The following is a 16,349-nucleotide window of genomic DNA, read 5'->3' as shown; positions in this document are numbered from 1 at the left end:
CGGCAGATGCGGTGTTTCAGGAAAACCGCACTCTCAGGTTTTGGGACCGCTTCGCAGCCCAGCGGGAGCAAGCTCCCTCGCCACAAAGGCCGATCAGGCTGTGTATTTCTTTCTAGGGTCTGCACAAGGAAATGGATGACATGGACAGCTACATCCGCTGGTTTCAACGCTTCATCTGGATCGGCATTGCGATGAACATGGTGTTCGCCATCCCCGCGCTGTTCGCGCCGGGCTTGCTGACATCGGTGGTCGGACTGCCGCCGCAACTCTCTGACCCGTGGCTGGAGAACGCCGGAATGCTGCTGGTCGGCATCAGCGTGTTCTACATGCCGTCGGGCTTCAACGCGCCCCGCTACGTGGTGCATTCCTGGCTGTGCGTGCTGACGCGGTTGATCGCCGTGATCTTCTGGATTTACCTGATCAACACCAGCACCCAGGGCTCGCTGTTCGTGCCGATGTTGATGGGCGATCTGAGCTTCTTCCTGATCCTCGGCATTTTGCTCTACCTCGGCACCACGCCGGCGAACCGACCATGGGCGCTGCTGTGCGATGGCTGTCGCGAATGGCGCGCGGCGTGGCGGCGGCGATGGCAGAGTCACGCCTTCAAGGTCGGCACGCTGATCGTGGTCGCGGTGTTGGGCTTCATTGGTTATGAAACCTGGTATCAGATGCTCCGCGTCGTGCCTGAACAGCAATACGCGTCGGACGAAGACCACTACAAATATGCCGCTATTGGTCTGGGCATCGAAGCGCGCATCCCCTATTACCTGTTCGCCGTGCTGCCGCAGATGTGCCCGGAGAAAATGCCCAGACCCGGTGGCTGGGAGGTGTTCGGCTTCCTGTTCGAAAACGGCAAGGACCTGCCGATCGGCATGGCCAAGCGGCAGATCGGCTACCCGACCGTCGAGCCGAACTGTGCGCTGTGCCACACCGGTTCCTACCGCGCCAATGCCAGCGACGTCGCCGTCAACGTGCCGAGCGCGCCGGCCAACACTCTGCAACTGCAAGCCTTCCAGTGGTTTGCCTACGATTGCGCCAGTGATCCGAAATTCACCACCGACGCGGTGATGGCGGCGATCAACGGAGAATTCCAGCTGGGTTTCTTCGAGAAACTCTACAACCGCTACCTGATCATGCCGATGGCCAAAAGCGCCTTGCTCAAGCAGAAGCAGGCCTACGCCTGGCAGAAGCTGCGTCCGCAACAGGGCCCAGGCCGCACCGACACCTTCAATCCGACGAAAATGGTGGTGTTCGGCTTCCCGGATGACTCGACCATCGGCACCGTCGACCTGCCACAAGTGTGGAACCAGAAACCCAGGGAATCGATGTACCTGCACTGGGACGGCAATAACAACAAGATCCACGAACGCAATTACGCCGCCGCGATGGCCGTGGGTGCGACGCCGGAATCGGTGCTGCCGCCCAGCTTCAACCGCGTGACCAACTGGCTGCTCGGGCACAAGGCACCGGCGTGGCCGTGGGCGCTGGATCAGGCCAGGGTTGCCCAGGGCAAGCCGATCTGGGAGGCCAACTGCGCGGCTTGTCATGATTTTGGTCGTGCCGATACCGGCCAGGTCACCACCGATATCGACCAGCTCGGCACCGATCCGCACCGGCTCGACTCGTTCACCACCGGTCTGGTGACGGCATTCCACACCTTCAAGAAGCCGCCGTTCGACTTCGGTGCGTATCGCAAGACCCAGAGCTACAGCAATACGCCCACCGACGGCATCTGGTTGCGTGCGCCCTACCTGCACAACGGTTCGGTACCGACGTTGTGGGACTTGCTGCAACCGCCGGAAAAACGTCCGCAAGTGTTCATCACCGGTTCGGACATCTACGACCCGGTCAACGTCGGTTTCGTCACCAGCGGCGCCCAGGCCAAAGCCTCGGCGGACTTCAAATACGACACGCGCCTGGAGGGCAACCACAACAGCGGTCACCTGTACGGCACGACCTTGTCGGACGACGACAAACGCGCGTTGATCGAATTCATGAAAACCCTGTGAACCCTTACGGAGAGAGGATTACGCCATGTCACTGGTCAGTCATTTGGAACACGAATATGACAAGGTCAAATTGCGCATTCACGGCTTGTTCACGCGCATGGAAATGGCCTGGATGAAGCTCATCAGCGAGCTGGAGCCACAGGAGTTTCAGGCAATCATCAAGCTGTTGCAGCGCGGCCACGATCAGGCGCATTACGTGCTGAAAAACGGCGAATTGCCGACTGACGAGCCGGCGGTGCCGTGGGAGTTGGCCCATGGTCTGTCGATCCTGCGCATCGGCAATGCCACGCCGTTGCCGCAGTCCACCGATCAACTGGCGACCCGGGTGCTCAAGGACGGCAGCCTGCTCGGGTGTCGCAAGTGGGAACTGCTCGATCTGCTGTGGAGCGAGGCGCTGTTGAAGTGGATCGAAAACCTGCGCCATCACGCAACGTTCGGCACTGACCCGGCGGTGGTGCAGATGGATCGCGACGTGACCCTGGCGATTGCCGGTGACTGGGGCACCGGACCGTTCGACAGCCATGCGCCGGCGGTGTCGGTGGCCAACCAGATGCAACTGGCCCAGGCCGATTTCACCATTCATTTGGGCGATGTGTATTACGCCGGCAGTCATTCCCAGGAAGACGTCGACATGGCGGGTTGGCCGATGGGCACACACGGCTCGTTCACCCTCAACTCCAACCACGAGATGTACAGCGGCGCCCATGGCTACTTCAAGGAACTGGCCAGGCAATTTCCCGGGCAACAGGGCACCAGTTATTTTGCCCTGGTCAATGATGACTGGCTGGTGGTCGGGCTGGATTCTGCCTATGCGTCTGATGCGATGAATCTGTACATGGACGGCACCTTGAACGAGCCGCAGATCCAGTGGATGAAAGGCCTGCCGAAACGCAAAAAACTCATGGTGCTCAGTCATCATCAGGGCTTCGATATTTCCGGGCACCACAAGACGGCGCTGTATCAACCGGTGTGCGATGCGCTGGGGCGCGAGCCGGATTATTGGTATTGGGGGCATCTGCACAACGGCATCGTCTATGCGCAGCAGGGCGGTCTGCATGCGCGCTGTGCCGGGCACGGGGCGATCCCCTATGGCAATGCCAGCGAACTGAACGGGCATTCGCGGGTGTTGTGGTCGGAGACTCAGGACGCCAACGACCCGGCGTATCCGCTGCGGGTGTTGAACGGATACGCGAAAATCAGGTTGGTGGGGGAGGAGATTTTCGAGGAGTTTATTGGCGAGGATGGCAGTGTGAGGTGGTCATCCAAATAAATGGGTGAATGTGAGGGCGCCATCGCGAGCAGGCTCACTCCTACAGTTGGAATGCATTCCACCTGTAGGAGCTGCCGAAGGCTGCGATCTTTTGATCTTGATCAGCCCTGGACCGGGACGCCTTTGAGGTATGGTGCAGGTTCGGCGCCGAGGTTGTTCAGCATCCGCTCGCTGTACCAGTCGACGAAGTTGACCACGCCAAACTCATACGTCTTCGAGTAAGGCCCCGGCTGGTAAGCGGTGGAGTTGATCCCGCGCTGGTTTTCCTCAGCCAGACGCCGGTCCTGATCGTTGGTCGCGTCCCACACCTGGCGCATGCGCTCGACGTCGTAATCGACACCTTCCACCGCATCCTTGTGCACCAGCCATTTGGTGGTGACCATGGTTTCCTGAGCGCTGATCGGCCACACGGTGAAGACGATGATGTGATCGCCCATGCAGTGGTTCCACGAGTGCGGCAGGTGCAGGATGCGCATCGAGCCCAGATCCGGGTTCTTGATCCGGCCCATCAACTTCGCGCAGCCCTGTTTGCCGTCGAGGGTCATCGACACGGTGCCCTTGAGCAGCGGCATGCGCACGATGCGGTTGCGCAGGCCGAAACTGGCGTGGGCGTAAGGGATCTTTTCCGCTTCCCAGGCAGCGGCGGACGCGGCAACGTGGTCCTTGAACGCCTGATCGGCGCGCGGGTCGGTGACGTCGTCCCACTCCAGCAGGGTTTTCAACAGTTCCGGGTGCGACGCGTTGCAGTGGTAGCACTCGCGGTTGTTTTCCAGCACCAGTTTCCAGTTGGCCTTCTCCATCAAGGTGGTGGTGATCGCCACCTTGGTGTTCTCCATGTCGTACGGTTCCATGTAATGGTTGAGCGTCGACAGGAAGTCATCGATGGCCGGCGGGTTTTCCGCCAGGCTGATGAAGATGTAGCCGCCAGCGGTTTTCACGTTCACCGGCTTCAGGCCGTACTGCTTCATGTCGAAGTCGGCGCCCATTTCGGTGCCGGCGAACAGCAGGCGACCGTCCAGCTCGTAGGTCCACTGGTGGTAGTGGCAGACCAGCTTGGCGACCTTGCCTTTTTCACTGGTGCACAGGCGCGAGCCCCGGTGGCGGCAGACGTTGTGGAAGGCATGCACCACACCCTCGGCGCCACGGATGACAATGATCGGGTTCTTGCCGATCTGCAGGGTCAGGTAATTGCCTTTGGCCGGGATCTCGCAGGTCATGCCGGCGATCAACCATTCCTTCTGGAAGATCTCCTGCATGTCGATATCGAACAGCCGCTCGTCGCTGTAGAACGGTTGCGGCAGGGAAAATGTGCGCTCGCGCTCCTGGAGCATTTGCGCGGTGGCCTTGCGTGCGGGTTCCAGCGGATCGCCCAGGCTGATTTTTGCGGTGACGTCCATCGATGTAATCCTCATGGCCCTCTGCGTGGCCGGCGAAAGTGGCTGATCAGGTGTGCTGCAAAAACGGTTGCTACGCAAGGTGTAAAGAAGTCGTCTTGTGTTGGGGCGAGTGTGGGGCCGGCGCTGGGCGGAACCTTATCCATGCGCGACATGGTGCAATCTGTTCCCGACGCGCAAGCCCCGGTGTTCAAGGGCTGGTCGCGATAAGTATGTCAATGTCGCGGATAGGTAAACGCGCGCTCTGCGCTATACGCAGAATCGCCGACATGAGGCCGACAGTCGGCCGTGGAGAACAGCATGTCCAACAGCTTCCTGAATCCGGTCACCACCCAGACCTGGGCCAATGGCCGACACATTGTCCGTTGCGTCAAAGTCATCCAGGAAACCTGGGATGTGCGCACGTTCTGCTTCATGGCCGACCAGCCGATCCTGTTCTTCTTCAAACCGGGGCAGTTCGTCACCCTCGAGCTCGAAATCGAAGGCCAGCCGATCATGCGCTCGTACACGATTTCCAGCTCGCCGTCGGTGCCGTACAGCTTTTCGGTGACGATCAAGCGCGTGCCGGGCGGCAAGGTCTCGAACTGGTTGCACGACACCCTGCATGAAGGTCAGGAGCTGGCAGTGCACGGCCCGGTCGGGCTGTTCAACGCCATCGACTTCCCGAGTCCGAAAGTCCTGTATCTGAGTGGCGGCGTCGGTATCACCCCGTGCATGTCGATGGCGCGCTGGTTCTACGACACCAACGCCAACGTCGACATGACCTTCGTGCACAGCGCACGCTCGCCGAAAGACATCATTTACCACCGCGAACTCGAGCACATGGCGTCGCGGATCGACAACTTCAGTCTGCACCTGATCTGTGAAAAGCATGGCCTCGGTGAGCCCTGGGCCGGTTATCGCGGTTATCTGAATCACAAGATGCTCGAACTGATGGTTCCGGACTTCCTCGAGCGCGAAGTGTTCTGCTGCGGCCCGACGCCGTACATGACCGCAGTCAAACGCCTGCTGGAAGCGGCTGGCTACGACATGTCGCGCTACCACGAAGAATCCTTCGGCGCCACGCCACCGGAAGCGCGTGCCGACGCAGTGGAGCAAGCCGAACAAGCCGCCGATGCACCGCAAGTCGACGCGGCGGATCTGCATCAGGTCGAATTCATCGCGTCCGGCAAAAGCATCCGCGTCGGCCCGGGTGAAACCGTGCACGCAGCAGCCGCCAAGCTCGGTCTGATGATCCCCAAAGCCTGCGGCATGGGTATTTGCGGCACGTGCAAAGTGATGAAACTGGGCGGCGAAGTGGAGATGGAGCACAACGGCGGGATTACCGAGGAGGATGAGGCCGAGGGGTTCATCCTGTCGTGCTGCAGCGTGCCCAAGGGCGACGTGCGGATCGAGTTCTGAGTGAGGCGAAGGGGCTGCGTCCGGCTCGCCCCTCACCCCAGCCCTCTCCCCAAGGAGAGGGCTGGGGTGAGGGGTCTGTCGCTTTGCATCGACCTGAGACACCGAGTCGATTATGGATTCAACACTTCACGTTCAGGTCGGCGTAATTCTTGAGCATCCCCCAATCAGTCCCCTCTCCCTCGGGAGAGGGCTAGGGTGAGGGGCATCGCTTTTGCGATCAATCCGCTGGTTTGGGATCAGGCCGACATGACCTCGCGAATATCGCGCGCCAGTTCGCGCACGCGTTCCTCTTCGGTATCCCACGAACACATGAAGCGTGCGCCGCCCTTGCCGATGAAGGTGTAGAAACGCCAGTTCTTCGCGGTCAGGGCGGCGATTGCTGGCTCGGACAGTTGCAGGAACACGCCGTTGGCCTGCACCGGGAACATCAGTTCGACGCCGGGGATATCGCTGACCAGTTCTGCCAGCAGTTGCGCGCAGTGGTTGGCGTGGCGGGCGTATTTGAGCCAGGCGTCGTTTTCCAGAATGCCGACCCAGGGTGCCGACAGGAAGCGCATTTTCGATGCCAGTTGCCCGGCCTGTTTGCAGCGGTAGTCGAAATCTTCGGCCAGTTTGTGGTTGAAGAACAGGATCGCTTCACCCACCGCCATGCCGTTCTTGGTGCCGCCGAAACACAGCACATCGACGCCGGCCTTCCAGGTCAGGTCGGCAGGCGAGCAGCCGAGGAATGCGCAGGCGTTGGAGAAGCGTGCGCCGTCCATGTGCAGGTGCAGGCCGAGCTCCTTGCAGGTGACGCTGATCGCGCGGACTTCTTCCGGGGTGTAGACGCTGCCGACTTCGGTGGCCTGGGTCAGGGTTACCACGCGCGGTTTCGGGTAGTGAATGTCCTGGCGCTTGAGCGCCACTTCGCGGATCGATTGCGGGGTGATCTTGCCGTTTTCAGTGCCGGCGATCAGCAGCTTCGAGCCGTTGGAAAAGAATTCCGGAGCGCCGCATTCGTCTGTTTCGACGTGGGCGGTTTCCGAGCAGATCACGCTGTGGTAACTCTGGCACAGCGACGACAGGGCCAGCGAGTTGGCGGCGGTGCCGTTGAAGGCGAAGAACACTTCGCAGTCGGTCTCGAACAGTTTGCGGAAATGATCGGCCGCGCGCGCGGTCCATTCATCGTCGCCGTAAGCGCGCTGGTGGCCGTGGTTGGCCTGCTCCATGGCGGCCCAGGCTTCAGGGCAGATACCGGAATAGTTGTCGCTGGCGAATTGTTGGCTCTTGTCGGTCATGGCCGGCTTCCGTAATCGAGACTCTTGTGAAGACTCGTGGTCAATGAGGATGCGCACTTTACCGAAGATCTTCCGGGGAGCACATGTGATGTCGGGTGCAGAAAATTACCAGTTTATGGGCCGATTATGCACCTGAGCCAACGCGACGGTGCCCTGGATCTGCTCAAGTGGCTGGCGCTGCTGAGCATGTTGCTCGATCACCTGCGATATGTCGGCTTCTCCGTCGACTGGCTGTATGTGCCGGGGCGCCTGGCATTTCCGTGGTTTTGCCTGGCGATGGCGGCGAACCTGGCGCGCGACGGTTCGCGGAGGATGGAGTGGCGGTATCTGGGCTGGTTGTTGCTGTTCAGTGCCGTCAGTGAAATCCCTTATCGCTTGTACATACCCGAACCTGACACCTTGAACGTGATGCCGACGCTGGCACTGGGCCTGCTGGTGGCCCGCGCTTGGCAGGACTCTGCGTCGGTGGCGCGATTGCTCGCACTGGCCGCGCTGGTGGTCGCGATGGTTTTTTCAGAGCGACTGATGTTCGGTTTCTTCGGCGTGCTGCTGCCGTTGGCGATGCTGCTGGTCTTTCGCCGGCCGTGGTATCTCAGTCTGTTGCCCGGGCTGGTTTGTCTGGCTGCGAACCAATGGCAAGTGCTGCTCGAATCGGCGCGGTTCGGCAACAGCGTGGCGATGCTCGGTCTGGCGACGTGTCTGTTTGCGCCGATGCTTGGAATGTTCCTGTTGCGACATGGGCGACATGTCCGGCCACCACCGATGCGGCGCTGGGCTTACGCACTCTATCCCGCGCATTTTCTCTTGCTCCTCGCCGCCCGCCAGTTGATCGCATAACCCGTGTAGGAGCTGCCGAAGGCTGCGATCTTTTGATCTTCAAAGTCAAAGTCAAAAGATCGCAGCCTTCGGCAGCTCCTACAGGGGAACGCATTCTGCAGTCATTTCCAGCCATGTCGTAAACGCACCTTTGCGTGGCGTCCGCAGGCATTTGAGCTGTCTGCGCCGGTCATACCATCGCATCAAAGGGCACTGCCATCACTGCCGGTGCCTTACCGAGACGAATGGCGCACAGATGCCGCTGGGAGAGACGCGATGTTCAGCAAGCAAGACCAGATCCAGGGTTACGACGATGCACTGCTGGCGGCGATGAATGCCGAGGAGCAACGTCAGGAAGATCACATCGAGCTGATCGCGTCGGAGAACTACACCAGCAAGCGCGTGATGGAAGCGCAAGGCAGCGGCCTGACCAACAAATACGCCGAAGGCTATCCGGGCAAGCGCTACTACGGTGGCTGCGAGCACGTCGATAAAGTCGAGGCACTGGCCATCGAGCGCGCCAAGCAACTGTTCGGCGCAGATTACGCCAACGTCCAGCCGCACTCCGGCTCCTCGGCCAACAGCGCCGTGTACCTGGCGCTGATCCAGCCAGGCGACACTATCCTCGGCATGAGCCTGGCTCACGGTGGTCACCTGACCCACGGCGCGAAAGTGTCGTCCTCGGGCAAGCTCTATAACGCCGTGCAGTACGGCATCAACACCGACACCGGGCTGATCGACTACGACGAGGTCGAGCGTCTGGCCGTCGAGTGCAAACCGAAAATGATCGTTGCCGGTTTCTCGGCTTACTCGAAGACGCTGGACTTCCCGCGCTTCCGCCAGATCGCCGACAAGGTCGGTGCGCTGCTGTTCGTCGACATGGCCCACGTGGCCGGTCTGGTTGCCGCCGGTCTGTACCCGAATCCGCTGCCGTACGCCGATGTGGTCACCACCACCACCCACAAGACCCTGCGCGGTCCGCGTGGCGGGTTGATCCTGGCCAAGTCCAACGAAGAGATCGAGAAGAAGCTCAACGCCGCGGTATTCCCCGGCGCCCAGGGCGGCCCGCTGATGCACGTCATCGCCGGTAAAGCCGTGTGCTTCAAGGAAGCGCTGGAGCCTGGCTTCAAGGCGTATCAGCAGCAAGTGATCGACAACGCCCAGGCGATGGCCAGCGTGTTCATCAAGCGCGGCTACGATGTGGTCTCCGGCGGCACCGACAACCATCTGTTCCTGGTCAGCCTGATCCGTCAGGGCCTGACCGGCAAAGACGCCGACGCTGCACTGGGCCGCGCGCACATCACCGTCAACAAGAATGCTGTGCCGAACGACCCGCAGTCGCCGTTCGTCACCTCGGGCCTGCGCATCGGCACCCCGGCGGTGACCACTCGCGGCTTCAAGGTCAGCCAGTGCGAAACCCTCGCCGGCTGGATCTGCGACATCCTCGACAACCTCGGCGACGCCGATGTCGAGGCCAATGTCGCCCAGCAGGTCTCGGCCCTGTGCGCAGACTTCCCGGTTTATCGCTGAGTCGGTTCTGGAGTAATGACTATGCAACGCTATTCCGGCTTCGGCCTGTTCAAACACTCGCTCAGCCACCACGAAAACTGGCAGCGCATGTGGCGCACGCCCACGCCGAAAAAAGTCTATGACGTGGTCATTGTCGGCGGCGGCGGGCACGGCCTGGCGACGGCCTACTACCTGGCCAAGGAGCACGGCATCACCAATGTCGCCGTGGTCGAGAAGGGCTGGCTGGGCGGTGGTAACACCGCGCGCAACACCACCATCGTGCGCTCCAACTACCTGTGGGACGAGTCGGCGCACCTCTACGAACACGCGATGAAATTGTGGGAAGGCCTGTCGCAGGATCTCAACTACAACGTGATGTTCTCCCAGCGCGGCGTCTACAACCTGTGCCACACCCTGCAGGACATCCGTGATTCCGAACGTCGGGTCAGCGCCAACCGCCTCAACGGCGTCGATGGCGAACTGCTCGACGCCAAACAGGTCGCTGACGAAATTCCGTACCTCGACTGCTCGAAAAACACCCGCTATCCGATCATGGGTGCAACTGTTCAGCGTCGCGGCGGCGTCGCACGTCACGATGCCGTGGCCTGGGGCTTCGCGCGTGCCGCCGATGCCCTCGGTGTGGACCTGATCCAGCAGACCGAAGTGATCGGTTTCCGCAAGGAAAACGGCGTGTGCATCGGCGTTGAAACCAACAAGGGTTTCATTGGCGCCAAGCGCGTCGGTGTGGTCACTGCCGGTAACTCCGGGCACATGGCCAAGCTTGCCGGATTCCGTCTGCCGATCGAATCTCACCCGCTGCAAGCGCTGGTGTCCGAGCCGATCAAGCCGATTATCGACAGCGTGATCATGTCCAACGCCGTGCACGGTTACATCAGCCAGTCCGACAAGGGCGACCTGGTGATCGGCGCCGGTATCGACGGCTACAACGGTTATGGCCAGCGTGGCTCGTATCCGGTGATCGAACACACCATTCAGGCCATCGTCGAGATGTTCCCGGTGTTGTCCCGCGTTCGCATGAACCGCCAGTGGGGCGGCATCGTCGACACCACCCCGGACGCCTGCCCGATCATCTCGAAAACGCCGGTGCCGAACATGTTCTTCAACTGCGGTTGGGGCACCGGTGGCTTCAAGGCCACACCGGGTTCGGGCAACGTGTTTGCCGCGAGTCTGGCCAAGGGTGAAATGCACCCGCTGGCCGCACCGTTTTCCATCGACCGTTTCCACAACGGCGCGCTCATCGACGAACACGGCGCTGCTGCCGTCGCCCACTAACAGGAGAAATCCCTATGTTGCACATCTTCTGTCCTCACTGCGGCGAACTGCGCTCCGAAGAGGAATTCCACGCATCCGGCCAGGCCCACATCCCGCGGCCGCTGGATCCGAACGCCTGCACCGATGAAGAGTGGGGCGACTACATGTTCTTTCGTGATAACCCGCGTGGTCTGCACCATGAGCTGTGGGACCACGTTGCCGGTTGCCGCCAGTACTTCAACGTCACTCGCGATACCGTGACCTACGAGATTCTCGAGAGCTACAAGATCGGCGAGAAGCCGCAATTCACCGACAAGGCTGGCACTGCGAAAACAGCCTCGACGGCGCTGGGAGAGAAGGTATGAGCCAGACCAATCGCCTGTCCAACGGTGGACGGATCGACCGCAACAAAGTGCTGAGCTTCACCTTCAACGGCCAGACCTACAAAGGCTATGAAGGCGACTCGCTGGCTGCTGCCCTGATCGCCAACGGCGTCGACATCATCGGCCGCAGCTTCAAGTATTCGCGCCCTCGCGGCATCTTTGCCGCCGGTTCCGAAGAGCCGAACGCGGTGCTGCAGATCGGTGCCACTGAAGCCACGCAGATTCCCAACGTGCGCGCCACGCAACAGGCGTTGTATCAGGGCCTCGTTGCCACCAGCACCAACGGCTGGCCGAGCGTCAACAACGACATGATGGGCATTCTCGGCAAGGTCGGCGGCAAGCTGATGCCGCCGGGTTTCTACTACAAAACCTTTATGTATCCCCAGTCGTTCTGGATGACTTACGAGAAATACATCCGCAAGGCTGCCGGTCTCGGCCGTTCGCCGACCGAGAACGATCCGGACACCTACGACTACATGAACCAGCACTGCGACGTGCTGATTGTCGGCGCCGGCCCGGCCGGTCTCGCCGCTGCCCTGGCCGCTGCGCGCAGCGGTGCTCGTGTGATTCTTGCCGATGAGCAGGAAGAGTTCGGCGGCAGCCTGCTCGATTCCCGCGAAAGTCTCGACGGCAAACCGGCGATGGAGTGGGTCGCCAGTGTCATCGCTGAATTGAAGAACACCCCGGACGTGCTGCTGTTGCCTCGCGCCACGGTCAACGGTTACCACGACCACAACTTCCTGACCATTCACGAACGCCTTACCGATCACCTCGGCGACCGCGCGCCGATCGGTCAGGTGCGTCAGCGCATCCACCGCGTCCGCGCCAAGCGTGTGGTACTGGCGACCGGCGCCCACGAGCGTCCGCTGGTCTATGGCAACAACGATGTGCCGGGCAACATGCTCGCCGGCGCGGTGTCGACTTACGTGCGTCGCTACGGCGTCGCACCGGGCAAAAAACTTGTCCTCAGCACCAACAACGATCACGCCTATCGCGTCGCTCTGGATTGGCTCGATGCCAGTCTGCAAGTGGTCGCCATCGCTGATGCACGCAGCAATCCGCGCGGTGCATTGGTCGAAGAGGCGCGCGCCAAAGGCATTCGCATCCTCACCGGCAGCGCCGTCATCGAAGTGCGTGGCAGCAAGCGTGTGACCGCTGCCCGCGTCGCCGCGATTGACGTCAAGGCACACGCCGTGACCAGCCCGGGCGAATGGCTCGACTGCGACCTGGTTGCCAGTTCAGGCGGTTACAGCCCTGTGGTTCACCTGGCTTCGCACCTCGGCGGCAAACCGGTCTGGCGTGAAGACATTCTCGGTTTCGTACCGGGTGAAGCACCGCAGAAACGCGTGTGCGTCGGTGGTATCAACGGCGTCTACGCGCTCGGCGATTCGCTGGCCGACGGTTTCGAAGGTGGCGTGCGCGCTGCCGCCGAAGCCGGTTTCCAGACCGTCGAAGGCGTGTTGCCGAAAGCCCTGAGCCGTCTCGAAGAGCCAACCCTGGCGCTGTTCCAGGTGCCGCACGAGAAGAACTCGGCGCGTGCACCGAAGCAATTCGTCGACTTCCAGAACGACGTCACCGCCGGTGGCATCGAACTGGCGACCCGCGAAGGTTTCGAGTCGGTCGAGCACGTCAAACGCTACACCGCGCTGGGCTTCGGCACCGATCAGGGCAAGCTCGGCAACGTCAACGGCCTGGCCATTGCCGCCCGTTCGCTGAACGTGACCATCCCGCAGATGGGCACCACCATGTTCCGCCCGAACTACACGCCGGTGACCTTCGGCGCCGTGGCCGGTCGGCACTGTGGGCACATCTTCGAACCGGTGCGCTACACCGCGCTGCATGCCTGGCATGTGAAGAACGGCGCCGAATTCGAAGACGTCGGTCAGTGGAAGCGTCCGTGGTACTTCCCGAAAAACGGCGAAGACCTGCACGCGGCGGTCAAGCGTGAATGCAAAGCCGTGCGCGACAGCGTCGGCCTGCTCGACGCCTCGACCCTCGGCAAGATCGACATTCAAGGCCCGGATGCCCGCGAGTTCCTCAACCGCGTGTACACCAACGCCTGGACCAAGCTCGACGTGGGCAAGGCTCGCTACGGTCTGATGTGCAAGGAAGACGGCATGGTCTTCGACGACGGTGTGACCGCGTGTCTGGCCGACAACCATTTCGTCATGACCACCACCACCGGCGGCGCCGCGCGCGTACTGCAGTGGCTGGAGCTGTATCACCAGACCGAATGGCCGGACCTGAAGGTGTACTTCACTTCGGTGACCGACCACTGGGCGACCATGACTTTGTCCGGGCCGAACAGCCGCAAGCTGCTCAGCGCCGTGACTGACATTGATCTGAGCAACGAAGCGTTCCCGTTCATGACCTGGAAAGAAGGTCTGGTCGGCGACGTGCCGGCACGGGTGTTTCGTATCTCGTTTACCGGTGAGCTGTCTTACGAAGTCAACGTGCAGGCCGACTACGCGATGGGCGTGCTGGAGAAAATCGTCGAGGCCGGCAAGCAGTACAACCTGACCCCGTACGGCACCGAAACCATGCACGTGCTGCGGGCCGAGAAGGGTTTCATCATCGTCGGTCAGGACACCGACGGGTCGATGACCCCGGACGACCTGAACATGGGCTGGTGTGTTGGTCGCACCAAACCGTTCTCGTGGATCGGCCAGCGCGGCATGAACCGCGAAGATTGCGTCAAGGATCAGCGCAAGCAGCTGGTGGGCCTCAAGCCGGTCGATCCGACCAAATGGCTGCCGGAAGGTGCGCAACTGGTGTTCAACACCAAGCAGGCGATCCCGATGACCATGGTCGGCCACGTCACCTCGAGCTACGCACACAACTCCCTCGGTTATTCGTTTGCCATGGGTGTGGTCAAGGGCGGTCTCAAGCGCATGGGCGAGCGGGTGTTCGCACCGCTGGCCGATGGCAGCGTGATCGAGGCGGAAATCGTTTCTTCGGTGTTCTTCGATCCGAAGGGTGATCGCCAGAATATTTGATGGTTCGGCTCCTGGGGAGTGCAGTCGCACCGCGGTGACTTCATCGCGAGCAGGCTCACTCCTACAGGTGATCGCGTACCCCTTGTAGGAGTGAGCCTGCTCGCGATAGCGGTAGATCTGCCTACACAGGGCTCAAGTCAGAATTCAGCAAAGGTGCTTTATGACCACAGCCAACGTGTACCAACAACGCCCGACCACCGGTGCCCGTGCCGAGTCGTCGCTGCACCATGCCGACCTCGCCAGCCTGGTCGGCAAGGGCCGCAAGAACGCCGGTGTGATCGTGCGGGAAAAGAAACTCCTCGGCCACCTGACCATTCGTGGCGATGGTCACGATGCAGCGTTCGCTGCCGGTGTGCACAAGGCGCTGGGCATTGAATTGCCCGGCGCTCTGAGCGTGATCGTCAAAGGCGAAACCAGCCTGCAATGGATGGGCCCGGACGAGTGGTTGCTGATCGTCCCGAGCGGTGAAGAATTCGCCGCCGAGCAGAAACTGCGTGAAGCACTGGGCGATCTGCACATTGCCATCGTCAACGTCAGCGGCGGCCAGCAGATCCTCGAACTGAGCGGGCCGAACGTGCGACAGGTGCTGATGAAATCCACCAGCTACGACGTGCACCCGAACAACTTCCCGGTCGGTAAAGCGGTGGGCACGGTGTTCGCCAAGTCGCAGCTGATGATTCGTCATACCGCTGAAGACACCTGGGAGCTGCTGATCCGTCGCAGCTTCTCGGATTACTGGTGGTTGTGGTTGCAGGATGCTTCGGCCGAGTACGGCCTCAGCGTCCAGGCCTGAAAGATCAAGAGCTACCCCCTCACCCCAGCCCTCCCGAAACGTCGGACCGCCCCCAAGGGGGCGAGGGGGAAAGGGAGCCGATCTCGGGTGTTTTTGTGATCTATATTCACCCGCGATATTTCAGGTCGGCGTAGCTCGAAAGAGCACCACGGTCAGTCCCCTCTCCCTCTGGGAGGGGCTAGGGTGAGGGGAAAACCCTGACACCCCGCACAACGAACAGGAGTCACCGCACCATGAGCCGCGCCCCAGACACATGGATTCTGACCGCCGACTGCCCCAGCGTCCTCGGCACGGTGGACGCGGTGACGCGTTTTCTGTTCGAGCAGGGCTGTTACGTCACCGAGCACCACTCGTTCGATGATCGCCTCTCCGGGCGCTTCTTCATTCGCGTGGAATTCCGCCAGCCGGACGGTTTTGACGAGCAATCTTTCCGCGCAGGCCTGGCCGAACGCGGGCAGGCGTTCGGCATGCTCTTCGAGCTGACCGCGCCGAACTACCGGCCGAAAGTGGTGATCATGGTCTCCAAGGCCGATCACTGCCTCAATGACTTGCTCTACCGCCAGCGCATCGGCCAGTTGTCGATGGATGTGGCGGCGGTGGTGTCCAACCATCCGGATCTCAAGCCGTTGGCCGACTGGCACCAGATTCCCTACTACCATTTCCCTCTCGACCCCAATGACAAACCGGCGCAGGAGCGTCAGGTCTGGCAGGTGATCGAAGAGGCCGGTGCCGAACTGGTGATCCTCGCCCGCTACATGCAGGTGCTGTCGCCCGAGCTGTGCCGCAAGCTCGACGGCAAGGCGATCAACATTCATCACTCGCTGCTGCCGGGCTTCAAGGGCGCCAAGCCTTATCACCAGGCTTACAACAAGGGCGTGAAACTGGTTGGCGCAACGGCGCACTACATCAACAACGACCTCGATGAAGGGCCGATCATTGCCCAGGGTGTCGAGGCGGTGGACCACAGTCATTACCCTGAGGATCTGATTGCCAAGGGGCGCGATATCGAAGGCCTGACACTGGCGCGGGCGGTTGGGTATCACATTGAAAGAAGGGTGTTCCTCAACGCCAATCGTACGGTCGTTCTTTAGATAGCTATCGCGAGCAGGCTCACTCCTACAAGGGGTACGCATTCCAATGTAGGAGTGAGCCTGCTCGCGATAGGGCCATAACAAACAACGCAAAACCAACAAGCAGTAACCCGAGCACTTAACGCGCTGCCTGTCTGG

The 16,349-nt window shown here is 61.1% G+C and carries 12 protein-coding genes; 10 read left to right on the top strand and 2 right to left on the bottom strand.

Annotated elements, in window-relative coordinates; genetic code table 11:
* The first annotated feature begins 140 nt into the window (after positions 1-140).
* Positions 141-2,009 carry a hypothetical protein gene (locus tag AEQ63_RS25620; RefSeq protein ID WP_064365316.1) on the top strand — a complete coding sequence of 623 codons (1,869 nt, stop codon included), beginning with the start codon at positions 141-143 and terminating at the stop codon, positions 2,007-2,009.
* Between the two features lie 25 nt (positions 2,010-2,034).
* Positions 2,035-3,279 carry a metallophosphoesterase family protein gene (locus AEQ63_RS25615; protein ID WP_064365315.1) on the top strand — a complete coding sequence of 415 codons (1,245 nt, stop codon included), beginning with the start codon at positions 2,035-2,037 and terminating at the stop codon, positions 3,277-3,279.
* 101 nt (positions 3,280-3,380) lie between these two features.
* Here the strand turns inward: AEQ63_RS25615 and gbcA are convergent, their stop codons facing one another.
* Positions 3,381-4,676, bottom strand: coding sequence for a glycine-betaine demethylase subunit GbcA (gbcA, locus tag AEQ63_RS25610; RefSeq protein WP_039757637.1), 1,296 nt, complete (start codon positions 4,674-4,676; stop codon positions 3,381-3,383).
* A gap of 297 nt (positions 4,677-4,973) precedes the next feature.
* Between gbcA and gbcB the strand changes: the two genes are divergently transcribed.
* Complete coding sequence (gbcB, locus tag AEQ63_RS25605) at positions 4,974-6,074, top strand: glycine-betaine demethylase subunit GbcB (RefSeq protein WP_064365314.1); 1,101 nt, start codon at positions 4,974-4,976, stop codon at positions 6,072-6,074.
* A 236-nt stretch (positions 6,075-6,310) separates the two neighbouring features.
* Here gbcB and AEQ63_RS25600 read toward each other — a convergent pair whose 3' ends face one another.
* Positions 6,311-7,351 (bottom strand): threonine aldolase family protein, encoded by a 1,041-nt coding sequence (locus AEQ63_RS25600; RefSeq protein WP_042606642.1) that lies wholly within the window; start codon positions 7,349-7,351, stop codon positions 6,311-6,313.
* A 126-nt stretch (positions 7,352-7,477) separates the two neighbouring features.
* Here AEQ63_RS25600 and AEQ63_RS25595 point away from each other — a divergent pair, with 126 nt between their 5' ends.
* The 7 genes from AEQ63_RS25595 (at position 7,478) to purU (ending at position 16,211) form a co-directional block, all read left to right on the top strand.
* The gene (locus AEQ63_RS25595) at positions 7,478-8,188 is read left to right on the top strand and encodes a TraX family protein (RefSeq protein WP_042606643.1); all 711 of its coding nucleotides are present in this window, start codon (positions 7,478-7,480) and stop codon (positions 8,186-8,188) included.
* Between the two features lie 255 nt (positions 8,189-8,443).
* A complete protein-coding gene (gene glyA / locus AEQ63_RS25590; protein WP_042606644.1) occupies positions 8,444-9,697 on the top strand; it encodes a serine hydroxymethyltransferase in 1,254 nt (417 codons plus the stop codon).
* Between the two features lie 21 nt (positions 9,698-9,718).
* Positions 9,719-10,969 (top strand): sarcosine oxidase subunit beta, encoded by a 1,251-nt coding sequence (locus AEQ63_RS25585; protein ID WP_016772829.1) that lies wholly within the window; start codon positions 9,719-9,721, stop codon positions 10,967-10,969.
* A 14-nt stretch (positions 10,970-10,983) separates the two neighbouring features.
* The gene (locus AEQ63_RS25580; protein WP_064365313.1) at positions 10,984-11,313 is read left to right on the top strand and encodes a sarcosine oxidase subunit delta; all 330 of its coding nucleotides are present in this window, start codon (positions 10,984-10,986) and stop codon (positions 11,311-11,313) included.
* Positions 11,310-14,327: a sarcosine oxidase subunit alpha gene (locus AEQ63_RS25575; RefSeq protein WP_042606646.1), complete on the top strand. Its 3,018-nt coding sequence runs from the start codon at positions 11,310-11,312 to the stop codon at positions 14,325-14,327. The genes AEQ63_RS25580 and AEQ63_RS25575 overlap by 4 nt, the downstream gene beginning before the upstream one ends.
* A 160-nt stretch (positions 14,328-14,487) precedes the next feature.
* Positions 14,488-15,120 (top strand): sarcosine oxidase subunit gamma, encoded by a 633-nt coding sequence (locus AEQ63_RS25570; protein WP_016772832.1) that lies wholly within the window; start codon positions 14,488-14,490, stop codon positions 15,118-15,120.
* A 233-nt stretch (positions 15,121-15,353) separates the two neighbouring features.
* On the top strand, positions 15,354-16,211 hold the full coding sequence (gene purU / locus AEQ63_RS25565; protein ID WP_039757644.1) for a formyltetrahydrofolate deformylase: 858 nt from the start codon (positions 15,354-15,356) through the stop codon (positions 16,209-16,211).
* Positions 16,212-16,349 lie beyond the last annotated feature (138 nt).

Origin of the sequence: Pseudomonas sp. RIT-PI-o, from assembly GCF_001297215.1 — a bacterium.
GTDB lineage: Bacteria > Pseudomonadota > Gammaproteobacteria > Pseudomonadales > Pseudomonadaceae > Aquipseudomonas > Aquipseudomonas moraviensis_A.
Note: the sequence above shows the minus strand (reverse complement) of the source record. Positions and strands in the feature narration are given on the sequence as shown.